Below are 15,269 nucleotides of genomic sequence, written 5' to 3'. Positions count from 1 at the left end.
GGCGCCTTTAGTTTCGGGGCATCAGTACTTGCAACATCAGCGGCAAGTGGCGATGGTACAGACTTTGGTGATTCATTATACCTAACTGCAGATTACGGTTTTGCTGTAGGCAGTAATGGCACTGAAATGGCTTTACACTTAGGCCATTACTCAGGTGACTTTATTGGTGATGACGACATCATCGACTACGGCGTATCTATCTCTAAAGATGGCTTCACTTTTGGTCTATCTGATACCGATATGGATGACAGTGATATTAAGGCTTACGTTGCTTTTTCAATGGACTTTAGCCTATAAAAAGAATGTGTTACTTGCTGCAACACTAAGGGCCGTAAGGCCCTTTCTCGATCTTGGTAAGCGGTAAGCGGTAAGCGGTAAGCGGTAAGCGGTAAGCGGTAAGCGGTAAGCGGTAAGCGGTAAGCCAAGAAACTAATCAATTCAGATTTTATGTCAAGACTTACCTTAAACTCAGACTGCTTAAAACTTACAACTCCTATGGCACGCTATGCCCTGTAGAACCTTGCCAAATACGATACCACTGCTCTCGGCTAAGCTTTAATTGCTTAGCGGCAACAGCTGATCCAACTCGCTTTATATTACCCGTACCGAGTACCACTGATGGGCTGCTTGGGTGCATTAATAACCATGCATATACGACTTGATCTATTGAACTTGCACCTATTTCACTGCCTACTTGTTCGAGTACATGACGTAAACGAATGGCTTTTTCATCGTTTTCTGCAAAAATGCGCCCGCCTGCAAGCGGTGACCAACACATTGGTTTAATACCCAATAACTGGCATTTGTCTAAACTTCCATCATCGAGTGCTTTCATTTCATAAGGTGAAAGCTCAATCTGGTTTGTCACTAACTCAAAATCTAAACGCGACTGTAATAAGCTCAGTTGTGACGAGCTAAAGTTAGATACACCAAACTCCAACACATCGCCATTTTGCTTAAGGGTCGTAAATGCTTGAGCGACCTCATCGGCATCCATTAAGTAATCAGGACGGTGAATAAGTAATACGTCTAAACGGTCAGTATTAAAATGCTTAAGAGAGCGCTGTGCTGAGGCAATGATATGCTGTGCACTTGAATCGTAATGATTAGCTTGGCCTGCTAAACCGAGACTCGGGAATGCTGGTTTAATACCGCACTTGGTAATAATTTTAATCTCATCACGGATACTCGGCTTTAGTGCCAAGGCTTTGCCAAATTCGGCCTCGCAGCCGTATTCACCATAAATATCAGCATGATCGGTATGTTTTACACCCGCCTCAATAGCTTGCTCAAGAAAAGTTAAACATTGTTGTGGAGAAACTTGCCAATCAAGTAATCGCCAAAAACCAAGCACTAACTCATCTATTTTTCGTTCTACGTTGTTCATTATTATCTCTCAACTATTTAGTGCACTATGCTAACAAAACGCCAACCTCTAAACGAGTGAACTATATTCTACTAACTTAATATATTTTTAATAGAGAAAAAAGATAATATATCCAATATGTAAATAAGCACCCATTAAAAGTGAGTGTCTATGGTAACTATTTGATTGAGTTAAAAATAAGGTTAGATCACTTAACTAGTACAACTTTAACCTAACCTTTGACTATTAAAAATTATTGCAGTTTATAAGGTACCTGAGCACAGCTTATTTCTACTGTTTTTGGGTACCATATTTGGCCCGTGTAATCATTAACCATTGAGCCTGCCTCATTAACAACTAACTCGGCTACACCATTACTAAATGACTTATACGTATGCACACTTTGCCATTGTGAATTAGAGCAAACGGCAGATAAATCAACTGCGCTAGAACCTTCATACAAGGCCGCGGCAAAGTTATGATGCCATTGCTCGCTCTTATAGTTGGTTGCAAGATCATCATACTCACCGTTATCAAAATGAATATTAGTACACCCCGCTAACACGACAATAAATACAATTACGAGCAACCCTGTTAACTGTTTCATTTCCCAACTCCTACGCTAGCTTGCTCCTGACACCACACCTTAATTGTGTGTGGAGCATAAATACCTAATGTGACTAACCCTAGCGCACCATCGGTAAATGTTTGTTGTGATTGCATTTGCACCACAGTTTGATCGCCACATACTTTTTTTACATCAACACGCTGTTCACCAACTAGTCCCCACATAAAAAATGGACGGCTATCTTGGTAGGTCGGCTCTGAAGTCAATTTCGCTATTTTCTGTGGTTGAATTGTTACTGCCGAACAGCCAGCGAGTACAATTAATAACAAGCTAATTAAAAAAATTCGCATAACTTTATCCTGATTAATTAAGTGGTACAGAGTGTAAACTGAATATGATCTTAAAAAAGTAAGAAACTGTATTGAAAATGTAGACAACAGGCTGTATTCATTAGCTTGGCAAGCTTTTGTAGGAACTTTATCTTATTTAGAGTGCCTAAAACCCAGTACCACTGTTATAGCCACATTTTTAGTCACATTGCTTTAAGGTCATTGATGCAGATAAAATCATTTTCTTTTATTACTGTCATTGCTTTACTAAGCATCACAGCACTGGCTACAGCACCATTGTCGGATGAAGATAAAGGCTTTACTGAAACAGCTAATACAGCCACGCAATGTGCCCAGCAGCTAGCTGCCAGCAGGCAACAAACGTATAGCAAAAAATATATTATCCCTGAGCAGCTAAAGCTACTTAGCTGGAACATTTACAAAGCTCAAATTCAGGGCTTATATCGCGATTTAGCACAACTCAACCAACAGGCTGATATTGTATTGCTGCAAGAAGCGATTGAAGATCAACGTCTCAGTGCCCTAAAACCCTATTGGCGTTTTTCACCAGGCTACAAAAGTGGCGATGTGCAATCAGGGGTTATGACGCTAAGTCGATGGCCTGCAACAGTGCATTGTACTTTTACACATACAGAGCCGTGGCTACGTAGTCCAAAAGCGACCAATATTGTTGAGTATGCGATGGCGGACCAGCAGCGATTATTAAGTGTAAATTTACACGGTATCAATTTCACGTTAGGTACTGAAGACTATGAACAGCAAATCGATGCTGCTGTACAAGTAATGCAACAACACCAAGGACCCATTATTTTTGCGGGTGATTTAAATGCATGGAGTGATGCAAGACAAGCGGTGGTGATTAACGCATTATCAAAACTAGGCCTTTCAGAAGCGCTATACCTTGACGATAAACGCACTAAAGCGTTTGGCTTGGCCCTTGATCAAGTATGGACTCGCGGTGTGAATATCAACACGACCCGCGTGCCACAGTATCAAAGCTCTGATCACAACCCAATACTAGTAACTTTACACCTAAATGAGGCTATAGATGAAACACTTACCCAATAATATACGTGTTGTTCTTGCCTGCCTTTTACTCTGTGTTAGTCAGCTTAGTGTGGCAGCAAGCGCAGATGAAGAAGTCAGTCACTTAATCAGTTTTATTGAGCAAAGTAAGGCAACCTTTATCCGTAACGGCGATGAACATACCAGTGAAGAAGCGGCCGATCACCTTGCTATGAAGTATCGCAAAGCGAAACGATATGCAAAAACCGCAGATGATTTTATTGAAAACCTTGCCAGTAAAAGCTCATGGAGTGGTAAGCCTTACACTGTGATCTTAGCCGATGGCACGACACTCACTGCCAACAAGTGGTTAAGTGATGAATTAATACTTTTTAGAAAAACAACAAAGCCGCAATAAATGCGGCTTTGGATTAATTTTGATTAAAACAGTACGTCTAAAACTTTAAAACTTAGCCAGATTATCAACACTGTCTTTATCAATTAGCTTAACAAAAGGATCAACCCCGGCATAAACGGGCTTTTCAGTGACCTTTAATTCAATGGTGTTAGTCCCTGTTACAAGTCGATGTTTTTGCGAATAAAGCACAAAATCTTCAGCCTGTAGGTTTTCAGGATCATCATTAAATAAAGCAATATCAATCATTTCATCAAGTGATTGGTCTGTTTCTTCACCTTGGCCATCGGCACGCTTTTTAGCGGCTTCTACAGTTAGAGTTACTGTGTACAAACCATCACTATCAGCCTCATCAGATACTTTCGCTTCTTTCATGGTCAGCTCATATAAAGTGATATACATAAACTGATCATCAATGAACGCTTGCTCTGCAGGAGTGGCGTCACGTTTCAAATAACTAAGTAAATCTAACGTTGTCGGATAAGGGTTACTTTGATATTTAAAATCATTACTAAACTCTTTTAAGATACTATTTAAACGCTCCTCACCAAACAGATCATGCATGGCCATCATCACCACAGAACCTTTTTGATAATAAATATGCGCTTGAGTTTCTACTTTATACAACGGCATTTCTTGATACGCTTCAACCGAGCGTCCTTGCAAATACTTATCAAGTTCATACTTTAAGAATTTACGTAGCTTTTGTTCCCCGTATTTTTTCTTAAGTACCATGATCGCACTGTATTGCGATAGGCTTTCTGACAATACCGCAGCACCTTGCACATTAGCAGGGGTAATCTGATGCCCCCACCACTGGTGAGCCACTTCATGAGCAGTAACATAATACGGTACATCAACCTTACTACTGTCTCGGTTATCAGTAATAAAACCAATTTGCTCTGAATAAGGTACGGTATTTGCAAAACTTTGTGCAAATGACTCATAACCTGGAAATTCAATAATACGCATTTGCTTATGTTGATAAGGACCAAATTCAGCAGAAAAGTAATCAATTGAATCAGTAACCGACTCAATCATACGATCCACGTTCCATGCATGATCTTGATGGTAATAGACTTCAACATTTACTCCATTATGCGTTATTTTTTTAGACTCTAAACGAGCGGATAAAATGGCATAAAAGTTTATTATTGGTGAATCCATTTCATAACGGAAGGTACGTCGTCCGTCAGTCACGGTTTCACTTTTTAAATAACCTGGTGCAATTGCAAATTGCGACTCATCAGTAGTAATGGTTGCTGCGAAATTGATAAAACCAGCATTAGGGCCAAACATGCTTTGCTTATAATACTGAGTATCTTCGAGTTCATTGGCTCGTTGAAGCTCAGGTAAGCCACGTTTACGACGCTCATGTTTATCCGTCAATTGATAACTGTCGTTATAACCAAAGCGCGGGAATAAGCGCCAATTATCAATAAAGGTACCATTAGCAACAAGTTTTGTATCTGTAATGCTATCAGCAAAACCTTGGTGGCTGCGCTCGACTGAAATCTCACCATTGCGCACTTCGCCAGGCATTAATGGTTGGGTAAATTCAAACCATGCTGAATTATAATCAGGTAATTGTTCAGTAATTTCGCCACCGGCAATTTTAACACTCCACTGCGGGCTGTTATCTGGTTTACTCACCAAAAAGCGTTTAATCGCTTGGTCACTATTATTAGTAATGAGCACATTAGCAGTGGCGAGCATTTTGCGCTGCTGTGGATATATTTCAACATTAAGATCGACGTCAGTAATAATCGGCAGAGGATCATCTTTGTACTGTACAAACTTTTGCTCGTATTCTACTTGCAAGTCTTCTAACTGATCTTTTGTGTAAAAATCATTCAGCACTCGCGTGTTGTAATAAATTTGTGCACCCGCAGCGATAAATACCACTAGGCCAAGTGCTGTTGCCACCTGCCCTTTTCGACCTAAGTTATATTTTAACTGCGCGAAGCGATTGCGTAAGCTTTGCGACGGACCACGGTGCCACAATGCAAGCCCAACAGCAGCTAACACCACACTTAAACCACCCCAATAAAGTGTGTACCATGCCACCCCAGTTAAGTAATGGCCATAACCATTAATATCCGAGTAAGGAGCTGGGCTCGACTGGGCAAAGTGGAACATATTATGACTAAAGCCATAATTACTCAGCACCATTGAAACCAAGTAATACAGTCCAAATAATCCCATCCCGATGTATTTATTGGCACTGATTATTTGTAGAAAAAAGGCCAAAATAGCGAGCATCACAAAAGGCAAGAAAGAAAAATAACCCAACCTAAATAAGTATTGCCCAAGCTCTAAATTAAACTGCCCTTTAACTAACTGCACAACAATTGTCAGTATCATGCTAAAAACATAAAGCAAGCCAATAACACTGACTAAAGCCAATAATTTAGAAACCCAAAACACACTGTTGTGTACGGGGAAGCTATCGACAATATCGCCCATACCACTGTTGCGCTCACGCCATACTAATTCAGCACTGTAGTACACAATAACAATGGTGATTAATAATCCAATAGCGTTTTGAATGATGCCTACCATATTTTGAGTAACAGGCCAGTTAACAGTGCCATACCAACCAATTGGGGCTAATAAAGGCACCATTAATACAGCTAAAGTAATAAGGCCTAAAATCAAGAATGGCGCACTAATCACAACATGCTTAAATTCAAACACACAGCGTAATAATAATTGTTGCTTCAACGAGCTTGCGCTTGCTTTGTGATTGACCGAAGAGGCAATCAATGCGGCTTCTTTTTGCTTAGTAAAGCTAGACGCAGCAAGCTTTTTCTTTTCGCGCTTGATAACAATGCGAGATGACAGCTTGCCTGAAGCAAAAAATATAACGATGGCGAGTGCAATCCATAACACCCGGTTAAATAGTAAGACCCCTGTCAATTCTAACGTTTGGCTATTTTTATCGCTTGCGGTCCAATAACGAGTCACATCAAGTAATGAGCCACTGGCAAATGGATCGGCATAACCCACAATCCAACGAAACGCTAAATCATCAAAGTAAACAGATACCGTTGAATAGGCAATTAAAAAAGCCACCGCAGTAAGATATACCGCCATCATTGAACGAAAATACGTTGCCACACCATTAAAAATTGCAGCTAAAACAAACAGGCTAGGCACTGCGATATAGAAATAAGCCGTTAGGTAATAATGAAGCTTATTATCTCCAACCAGCTCAGGGTCTAGCCAACCAACCAGTAAACCAAAACCTGAACCCAAATATATTCCCAGCGGCACAGACGCAAAAATAATTGCGACTACACTATAGGCACCTAAGAATCGCCCTAGTTGATACATGAATGGTTGAAATGGCTTACTAAATACCAGCTCCGCCATATTCGTTTCATCATTACGGATCGCAGAGCCTGCAACAAAATTTACCACCAGAAAAATAGCAAACTGAAGTAAGCCACTCATTAACATCAAAATACTAAATGGCGAGTTTACATTTACATTACTGCCACCGAGCAAGAAGTTATCACTGCTACTTGCAAAAAAAGCCGCTAAAAAGAAAATTAGCGTGGTCACATAAAATGAAGGCTGACGTATAAAATAACGCAGCTCAAAGGTAAGCATATTTAAAAACATGATATTCCCCTACACTGCACTGGTGTTACGATGCTGATGCAAAGTAGAAAAATACACATCTTCTAAGTTAGCATTGCTTGCGCTAAATCCTTCAGGGGCTTGCTCGCTAAACACATTTAAAATTGTCTGCCCAGCAAACAAGCGCTTTGAAATTACAGGTAGATGCTGCTCTAGCTCTTGCGCCTCTGTTTGGCTCATTGTTTTGTGCCAAATTTTACCTTGGAGTTTATCGGTAAGCGCAATTGGGTTGCCTTCCAGTAATATTTTACCGCCAGCGAGCACCGCCATGTTAGGGCAAAGCTCTGCCACATCTTCAACGATATGTGTTGATAGAATAACGACTTTCTTCTCACCTAAACTTACTAGTAAATTATGAAAGCGATTGCGCTCTTCAGGATCAAGACCCGCTGTAGGCTCATCCACAATCAATAAATCAGGATCACCCAATAATGCTTGTGCTATACCAAAACGCTGACGCATACCACCAGAAAATCCACTCACTGCCTTATTGCGGTGTTGGTACAAATTAGTATGCGCTAATAAACCTTCAACAGACTCCTTACGTTGCGCTTTATTATCTAGTCCTTTTAAAACGGCCATATGATCCAATAAATCATAGGCGGTAACACGCGGATATACACCAAAATCTTGTGGTAAATAGCCTAAACGTTCACGTAGTTTTTGTGGTTCTTTGAATACATCAATGTTATCAAAGGTAATACTACCCGAATCTGCAGATTGTAACGTGGCAATACTACGCATTAACGATGATTTACCCGCGCCATTTGGCCCGAGTAACCCAAACATCCCTTTTTCAATAGTTAAATCTACACCTTGCAAGGCATGTACGCCATTGTCGTAGGTTTTTGATAGCCCTTTTATTGATAGCATTGTTACTTCCTAGTATTTGATTAAAGTGTTTAATTGTAGTTATTATTTAAGTTGATTAACTTACATTACCACTAGGTTAGGAACAATAGCGACAGGTTATAATTTTGTAACAGAATGAAAACAGAAAAGCCGCAATAAATGCGGCTTGGTTTCACTCTTTAGGAGAGATGATTTAAATTCTGAAATAGCGCCAATAAAACTAACGCTAGTATTGCAGTATATTGTTCTCGTCTTGTTCATCATTTTGATCGATAGAATCAATCATGATGCCAGCAATATCATTCGTTTGTTCAATTTTGTCTTTAGCTAAATAGGCATTACGTACCGTATCGTTGTTTTTAGCAACATACGCTTCACCGACTGAAAAATTATCGTCGGTAAAATTATCAACGGCATCCGCCTTAGCGAGTGACTTTTGAATATCTAAATACTGCTGCACTTTATTATTTACTGGCTGACTCACATCACCAATAATTGGAACTTCTGGCGTTAATCGCTGGGCGCTAAGCGCTCTTGCTTGTGCTGATATTTGAATACTATCAGTCTTCGCTAAGCTTTCTTGTGATGGAGCCTGAACAGGGGCTAGCTGTTTGCTACTATCGTTTAACTTAGTGTTCAGTTGGTATTGGGTAATTTGATTAGTGGCTTGAATGTTCATGATCTCTCTCCATCTAGATCGGTAATATAAGCAAACATAGCTGAATATTTTGTGAACACAACGTTTAATAAATAAACAATCACACTAAGAAAAGCTAAACTGTAAAGTAGATATTACTTGCACCTATTCTCGCTACTCGGTATAAAAATAATCACACACAATTCATAAGAAGCGTAAAGCCATGCAACAACATGATAAACAACCCCTTAATGATTTTACTGAATACCCCGAAGATGTAATGTTAGAGCGCGCAACGGAGTTTTTAACTACAAGCCAGCGCCGCCATAGTATTCGTAGTTTTAGCGACCGCCCGGTGCCAAAAGAAATTATTGAAACCTGCATTAAAGCCGCAGGCACAGCACCAAGTGGGGCGAACCACCAGCCGTGGCATTTTGTAGCGATTCATTCAAGTGACGTGAAAAAGCAAATTCGCGAAGCAGCTGAAAAACTAGAGCGCTCTTTTTATGAAGGCCGCGCAGGCGATGAATGGCTTGATGCATTAAAGCCGCTAGGCACTGATGCCAGCAAGCCTTACCTTGAGCATGCCCCTTGGTTAATTGCGGTGTTTAGTCAAAAAAAAGGCGGATTAAGTACTGATGATAAAAACACTAACTATTACGTGCATGAGTCAGTAGGACTGGCAACCGGGTTTTTAATACAGGCACTGCATAGAGCGGGCCTTGCAACCCTCACCCATACACCAAAACCTATGAGCTTTTTAACTGATATTTGTGGCCGCGATAAAGACAACGAACGCCCTTATATGCTACTCATTGCCGGTTACCCTAGTGATGAAGCAACCGTGCCAAATCATGCTCTAGTGAAAAAATCGCTGGATGAAATAGCAACCTTTATTTAGCGCCATCTTCGCAAAACCATTGGTAAAGTAATGCAATGATCGACTCCACCTTGGGGTCGGTCAACGAGTAATAAATAGTATGCCCGTCTCGGCGCGTTGTCACCATATCGGCTTTGCGCAAACTCGCCAAATGTTGTGACAAGGCAGATTGCGCCAATGGCACACGTTCATTTAACTGTCCTACACTTAACTCGCCTTGTAACAAGCTACATAACACCATCAAACGATTTTTGTTCGCCATTAACTTTAAAAATTGCTCCGCCTGCTGTGCATTATTCGCTAATTGCTCAATATTCATAACGATCCCACTAAAACGTTCTAAGTAAAGTATAGACTTTTACATTAGTTAAATCTAATATAAATAACATTAGAAAAAACTAATGTAAGGTATTTATATGAAAGTGAGCGATGGTATTCTTTTACTTGCAGGTAGTATGGTGACAATTTCAGTCATATTAAGCTACTTGGTAGATAGCCGTTTTATGTGGTTAACACTATTTGTAGGAGTAAACCTGATCCAAACAGCGTTTACTAAATGGTGCCCACTGATAAATTTTTTGCGCAAACGAGGATTTACAGACTAATGCTTACTTCAATCCCAGATTTAATGAAAATAATCACGCCAAACCAACGTCGTATTACTGCTGAGCAAGCAAAGCAAGAGCTTGAGCAAAACCATGGCTTATTAATTGACGTGCGAGAAGCTGCTGAACATGCAACCAAGGCGGCGACTGGCGCTATTAATATTCCACGTGGCTTGCTGGAAATGAAGTTAATGGAAATTGAAAAGGACCCTGCAAGACCCATTTATTTGCACTGTGCCAGTGGTGCGCGAGCAACGCTAAGCGCAGAAGCACTCACCCGAGTAGGGTATGAAAACGTAACCGTAATTACCTGTAAAGCCGACAATATTTGCCAAGTATTTTAATATAACTGGCATCACAGCTTCACATAAAAGTCACACTGGTCGGATAAGCTCATAGTTTTACTTTTAACGGTACAGAGCAATGACGTTTACACGGAGAAGTTTTTTAAAAGCATCGGCAGCGGGTTTTGGCGCTGCCGTTTTATCATTAGGCATCACAGGTTGTACATTTGATAACGATGATGAAGAAATCATTGAGGTTAGTTTTGATCACGGCGTTGCCAGTGGCGACCCGCTTAGTGACAGCCTAATTTTATGGACTCGTGTAACCCCGCTTGACGCAGCAACCACCAGCATAAAAGTACAATGGCAAGCGGCAACCGATGCAGATTTTAGTAATATAGTCCATGACGGAGAAACCCAAGTATCAACAGCCAGTGACTTTACTTTAAAAGTTGACTTACAAAGCCTAGACCCTAACACCACTTACTACTACCGCTTTATTTCAAACGGTAAAACCTCTCCTATAGGCACAGGTAAAACATTACCAACGGGTAGTATCGATAAAGTAAAATTTGCAGTCGTCTCGTGCGCTAACTACCCTGCTGGCTTTTTCCATGTGTATGGTGAAATAGCCAAACAAACTGACCTTGACGCTGTACTGCACCTTGGCGACTATATTTATGAGTACGGTAACGGCGGTTATGCCTCACAAGACGCAGCACTTCTAGGTCGTTTACTACCTGATGATAATAGCGAAGAAATAATCAGCCTAACTGATTACCGTAAACGCTATGCCCACTACCGCACCGATAGTAACTTACAAGCAGCTCACGGTAATTGCGCCTTTATAACTGTGTGGGACGATCATGAGATTACTAATGATACTTGGCGTGAAGGCGCAGAAAATCATAATGACGGCGAAGGTGAATTTAGCGAACGAAAATTACATGCCCTGCAAGCCTACTTTGAATGGATGCCTATTCGAAACGTTGCCGATAAAGAGCGTATTTTTCGCCGCTTTGAATTTGGCGATTTAGTTTCGCTTTATATGCTCGATACCCGTGTACTCGCTCGTGATGAACAACTAAGCTACGGTGATTTTGATTTAACTAGCGCACAAGGGCAAAGCGATTTTGTTAGTGCTGTTAGCTCGCCAACACGCGCATTATTAGGTAATGAACAGCTAACCTGGCTCACCGATGGTATGACAACCTCAAGTTCAAAATGGCAAGTACTTGGCCAGCAAGTGCTAATGACCAAGATGCACCTACCACTTGAAGTGCTACAGCTTTTAGTGAGCCTGCAAGTAAGCCAAGCAAATGGCGCTGACACTAACGCCCTGCTTGCTCAAGCATCAGCGTTATTTGCTGAGCTGGCACAAATTAAAGGTCGTATTCTAGCCGGTGATCCAACGGTGACTGATGCAGAGCGTGCGCGTGTTGATACTACTGCACCTTATAACTTAGATGCCTGGGATGGCTATGCTTATGAGCGTGAAGTATTACTAGGCACTGCGATAGCGACACAAAAGAACCTAGTTGTATTAGCTGGCGATACTCATAATGCGTGGGCGGGCCAATTAACCACTGATGCCAGCAACCCAATAGCCGCCTCACAAAATGCGGGGGTTGAATTTGCGACTTCGTCGGTGTCTTCACCAGGCCTTGAGGAGTATTTAGCGCTGAACACCCAAGGGCCAGAAGCAACCGCGCAAATGGAGCAAGTTATCCCGCTATTGGTTAATGATTTGGTTTATAACAACCTCGTCGATCGTGGTTACTTAACCGTTACTTTTACCCCTGAGCAAGCCGCTGCCAAGTGGAACTATGTAAGCAGTATTAAAACCGCGTCTTACTCTATGCAAACTGAGCGCAGCAAAGAGTTACGTATGCTAGCAGGTCAGCCCGTAATTCAAGGGTAAAGGCTCAAGAAAGTATCTAGGGGCTAGGACAAAGTTCCTAGGTGAAAGATTAAAACAGCCCGGCGATCAGCTGATCGCCGGGTTGATTTGAGTGCAACGAAGCCATCGAAATGCGCATCCCTTGCAGTTAATCGAATTACCTTGGATTATCGGATATATACTTTCGCTAAAACATGCAAAAGTCTTAAAATGATTTATTCACAAAGAGATTAAGAGACGCTGCGCTTTAGAGGAAAGACCTAAGTTAAGAGATTAGATAACGAATTCCTAGGTGCTGGTATTTTCGTAGGTCGTACTTTAGCGCGTTAATTACATGTACTAGCGCATATCTGAGCTTACAGATTAAATGAATAGGTTTAGACTTCATCTGACAGACAGCCATGAGCGAGAAGCAGACACTGAAAAAGTTAAATTTATTCCTGTGTTTTCAGTAGAAATCTAATTTTGCCCAATAACATTATTAAACGCCGTTTTGGGGCAAAATAACATGCTTAATTTCTAGCTGTTTTAATTACTTGTTTACAAACGTAATTATTGGTGAAATTATCATGGTATGTAATATACGCCGTTTTGGTGTGTTATAAACCACCACAATGGTGTTCAATAAGCTGTTAGCAGAATAGAAGGAATAATTGATGTCAGTGGAAGAAGTGGTTAGAGGTTTTATCGAACAAGTAAGGTCAGGGAAAAATCCAGATTTAGTGGACCAGTATCTAGCCCCAGTAGTTGTAGCGCACCAGATTGTTTCTGGGATTTCAGAAGCAATTGAAAGAACTCCTGAAAACTATCGTGAACACGTCGAAGAATTTCTAGAAGCCTACGGTAATTTTGACCTCACAATAGAAGAGTTTTTAGTTCAAGGTCAAAAGGTCTACGTACGTTGGCGTCAAGACGGTCGTCATGAGGGAGTAATTTATGGTTATGAACCGACAGGTTTAGAGCTTTCGACAGTAGGAAGCGCAGTGTACCGAGTGAGTGAAAACCGAATAGCGGAATATTGGATTCAGCAAGAGAATCAAGGTTTACGAGAGCAGTTGGAAGAAAACCTTAAGAAATTCAGCTAATCGGGTAGCCGGAGGTCTCTAACCTCCAGCCCCCACACCACCCATCATGCGGGTCCGCAATGGGCGGTTCATCTCCCGTAATGAATATTAATCCAAGTACCTCTCAATGACGCTAAACCTTGTGAAGCTAAGTAGTTATTGCCTAGCGCAATGTTAATTCCTTTTGTTTTTGAGCTTCTACAAGGGCCTTCGCTTCCAAGCGCCTACTTTTGGTACTGGTGATACCACAGGCTATGGCGAGTCGTTCGCTAACAACCAATTTCATTAAACTGCGTACTTTGGTGCGGGCTATTCCTTAATAGAGAGCGCCATTGCTGCCAGTAGCACATTCTTATTCTACGGCGGATCCAGTGTTCTAAATCTACCGTTAGTTGATAAGCGTGGCTGTTAGGTAATAGTATTTCAACCGAGTGAATATATCTGGGCCTAGAATCTGTATTACTCTAAAGCGCAGCGTCTCTGAACCTCTTTGTGAATAATTCAATTAAAGATCTTTTGCACAAAGAGAAGGGAATGAGAAGTAAATGAGGGAAACTTAGCGCTTAGTATTGGCATGGTTAAACCCCAATAAAAATAAATTAAAAACGAGTTATTCTACAAGCTCGGTTGCTGACTGTTTCCTATTGGCACATTCAAGACAGCCGTTCATGCAAAATATTAACGCTAATTGGTTGGGGCTTTTTCGTTGGGTTTCGCTGCGCTCAAACCAACCTACGTTGATAACTCTAAAGCGCAGCGCCTCTAAACCTCTTTGTGAATAATTCACTTGAAGCTCTTTTTCTATAATGTTTCGCAAGAGGACAAGAAAAAACGGAACATGCGTCTCGGAACATGGGGTCGCGTCTTGCCTTTTGCCATTTATTTTTTGAATGACCGCTCATGGCATATATGCGACTATCCGATTTGATCAAAATCTAAAAATCACACCTGACAGATTAAGTTAAGACTTATTCAAATTACACTACTGTCGCCATAAATGACGACTTACATGCTAAGTTGATCTGGTCAATTGATTTAATATTCTACCCTCATTCACTTCTCATTTTCTTCTCTTTGTGGAAACACAGTACAATAATAAGTTAATTTTACTTTTTCTCATCCAGTAGCGTGACCATCATTTGCTCGATGTTTTTTACACTGTAGGTGAGTGCGCGGAGTAATTCGACTTGGCTTTGTGGCTCATCAGCTTTAGCCTTGCTTGGTTTTGTTTCGGCTAGATTGTCTTTTTGCGTTAATATCGCCTCGCGAAACTCACTGGCATCAACTACCCCAAGTAACGATACTAATGCGCCATGGCCAGACTGCCCTGCCGTTTCAAAGCTTAGTCGATATAAACCAAATAAACGCATCAATGGTCCTTGGCTTAAACCAACGTCAGTAATTTTTTCAAGTGGGATGGACTTTTCTTCTTTAAAAAATACCCCACGCTTTACCACCAGCTTACGCTCTAAGAGCACTGCTGACATTGCTTTAAGCATACGCCCTGCCACGATCCAAATTATTAAGGCTACTATTGGAATCAATGGGATACCAACCAAACACACTAAGCAGGTAATGACTCCTAACGTGATCCAGTAAGATTTCACTTTAGGGTTAAAACTGGCGGTTTTCAGGGCTAACTCAGACATTCATTACCTCCTTGATATTTATTCTATTAACCTAGGGAATATTGTGGCT

The 15,269-nt window shown here is 41.1% G+C and carries 16 protein-coding genes and 2 pseudogenes; 8 read left to right on the top strand and 10 right to left on the bottom strand.

What is annotated here, in order from left to right; translation table 11 throughout:
* A pseudogene (locus V7783_RS17625) lies at positions 1-297 on the top strand (TorF family putative porin); the annotation flags it as partial.
* Positions 298-493: 196 nt separating this feature from the next.
* Here V7783_RS17625 and V7783_RS17620 read toward each other — a convergent pair.
* The 3 genes from V7783_RS17620 to V7783_RS17610 form a co-directional block, all read right to left on the bottom strand.
* Positions 494-1,387 (bottom strand): aldo/keto reductase, encoded by an 894-nt coding sequence (locus V7783_RS17620; protein WP_335679833.1) that lies wholly within the window; start codon positions 1,385-1,387, stop codon positions 494-496.
* A gap of 232 nt (positions 1,388-1,619) precedes the next feature.
* Positions 1,620-1,973, bottom strand: coding sequence for a Bor/Iss family lipoprotein (locus tag V7783_RS17615; RefSeq protein WP_335679832.1), 354 nt, complete (start codon positions 1,971-1,973; stop codon positions 1,620-1,622).
* The gene (locus V7783_RS17610; RefSeq protein WP_335679831.1) at positions 1,970-2,284 is read right to left on the bottom strand and encodes a Bor family protein; all 315 of its coding nucleotides are present in this window, start codon (positions 2,282-2,284) and stop codon (positions 1,970-1,972) included. The genes V7783_RS17615 and V7783_RS17610 overlap by 4 nt, the downstream gene beginning before the upstream one ends.
* A gap of 204 nt (positions 2,285-2,488) precedes the next feature.
* Between V7783_RS17610 and V7783_RS17605 the strand changes: the two genes are divergently transcribed.
* Both V7783_RS17605 and V7783_RS17600 read left to right on the top strand, forming a co-directional pair.
* Positions 2,489-3,352 (top strand): endonuclease/exonuclease/phosphatase family protein, encoded by an 864-nt coding sequence (locus tag V7783_RS17605; RefSeq protein ID WP_335679830.1) that lies wholly within the window; start codon positions 2,489-2,491, stop codon positions 3,350-3,352.
* Positions 3,333-3,707, top strand: a complete 375-nt coding sequence (locus tag V7783_RS17600; RefSeq protein WP_335679829.1) for a YfeK family protein — start codon at positions 3,333-3,335, stop codon at positions 3,705-3,707. Before V7783_RS17605 ends, V7783_RS17600 begins: the two co-directional genes overlap by 20 nt.
* A gap of 45 nt (positions 3,708-3,752) precedes the next feature.
* Here V7783_RS17600 and V7783_RS17595 read toward each other — a convergent pair whose 3' ends face one another.
* The 3 genes from V7783_RS17595 to V7783_RS17585 form a co-directional block, all read right to left on the bottom strand.
* Positions 3,753-7,331 carry an ABC transporter permease/M1 family aminopeptidase gene (locus V7783_RS17595; protein ID WP_335679828.1) on the bottom strand — a complete coding sequence of 1,193 codons (3,579 nt, stop codon included), beginning with the start codon at positions 7,329-7,331 and terminating at the stop codon, positions 3,753-3,755.
* Positions 7,332-7,340: 9 nt separating this feature from the next.
* Positions 7,341-8,222, bottom strand: coding sequence for an ABC transporter ATP-binding protein (locus tag V7783_RS17590; RefSeq protein ID WP_335679827.1), 882 nt, complete (start codon positions 8,220-8,222; stop codon positions 7,341-7,343).
* 205 nt (positions 8,223-8,427) lie between these two features.
* The gene (locus V7783_RS17585; RefSeq protein WP_335679826.1) at positions 8,428-8,880 is read right to left on the bottom strand and encodes a hypothetical protein; all 453 of its coding nucleotides are present in this window, start codon (positions 8,878-8,880) and stop codon (positions 8,428-8,430) included.
* 181 nt (positions 8,881-9,061) lie between these two features.
* On the opposite strand from V7783_RS17585, the gene V7783_RS17580 reads away from it, so the two are divergent.
* On the top strand, positions 9,062-9,739 hold the full coding sequence (locus tag V7783_RS17580) for a nitroreductase family protein (protein WP_335679825.1): 678 nt from the start codon (positions 9,062-9,064) through the stop codon (positions 9,737-9,739).
* On the opposite strand, the gene V7783_RS17575 is transcribed toward V7783_RS17580, so the two are convergent.
* Complete coding sequence (locus V7783_RS17575; RefSeq protein ID WP_335679824.1) at positions 9,732-10,037, bottom strand: ArsR/SmtB family transcription factor; 306 nt, start codon at positions 10,035-10,037, stop codon at positions 9,732-9,734. The two genes, V7783_RS17580 and V7783_RS17575, sit on opposite strands and share 8 nt — an antisense overlap.
* Before the next feature lie 97 nt (positions 10,038-10,134).
* Between V7783_RS17575 and V7783_RS17570 the strand changes: the two genes are divergently transcribed.
* The 4 genes from V7783_RS17570 (at position 10,135) to V7783_RS17555 (ending at position 13,592) form a co-directional block, all read left to right on the top strand.
* Positions 10,135-10,323 carry a YgaP family membrane protein gene (locus tag V7783_RS17570; protein ID WP_335679823.1) on the top strand — a complete coding sequence of 63 codons (189 nt, stop codon included), beginning with the start codon at positions 10,135-10,137 and terminating at the stop codon, positions 10,321-10,323.
* Positions 10,323-10,667 (top strand): rhodanese-like domain-containing protein, encoded by a 345-nt coding sequence (locus tag V7783_RS17565; RefSeq protein WP_335679822.1) that lies wholly within the window; start codon positions 10,323-10,325, stop codon positions 10,665-10,667. Before V7783_RS17570 ends, V7783_RS17565 begins: the two co-directional genes overlap by 1 nt.
* A 79-nt stretch (positions 10,668-10,746) precedes the next feature.
* A complete protein-coding gene (locus V7783_RS17560) occupies positions 10,747-12,528 on the top strand; it encodes an alkaline phosphatase D family protein (protein WP_335679821.1) in 1,782 nt (593 codons plus the stop codon).
* A gap of 635 nt (positions 12,529-13,163) precedes the next feature.
* Entirely contained in the window at positions 13,164-13,592 is a 429-nt protein-coding gene (locus V7783_RS17555; protein ID WP_017058392.1) for an ester cyclase, read from the top strand.
* Positions 13,593-13,660: 68 nt separating this feature from the next.
* Here the strand turns inward: V7783_RS17555 and V7783_RS17550 are convergent.
* The 3 genes and pseudogenes from V7783_RS17550 to V7783_RS17540 all read right to left on the bottom strand — a co-directional run.
* Positions 13,661-13,978, bottom strand: a pseudogene (locus tag V7783_RS17550) (hypothetical protein); the annotation flags it as partial.
* 203 nt (positions 13,979-14,181) lie between these two features.
* Positions 14,182-14,358 (bottom strand): hypothetical protein, encoded by a 177-nt coding sequence (locus tag V7783_RS17545; RefSeq protein ID WP_335679820.1) that lies wholly within the window; start codon positions 14,356-14,358, stop codon positions 14,182-14,184.
* Positions 14,359-14,677: 319 nt separating this feature from the next.
* On the bottom strand, positions 14,678-15,220 hold the full coding sequence (locus V7783_RS17540) for a PH domain-containing protein (protein ID WP_335679819.1): 543 nt from the start codon (positions 15,218-15,220) through the stop codon (positions 14,678-14,680).
* Positions 15,221-15,269: the final 49 nt, after the last annotated feature.

Origin of the sequence: Pseudoalteromonas sp., from assembly GCF_036960685.1 — a bacterium.
Taxonomy (GTDB): domain Bacteria; phylum Pseudomonadota; class Gammaproteobacteria; order Enterobacterales; family Alteromonadaceae; genus Pseudoalteromonas.
This window is presented reverse-complemented; position numbering and strand designations above follow the sequence as displayed.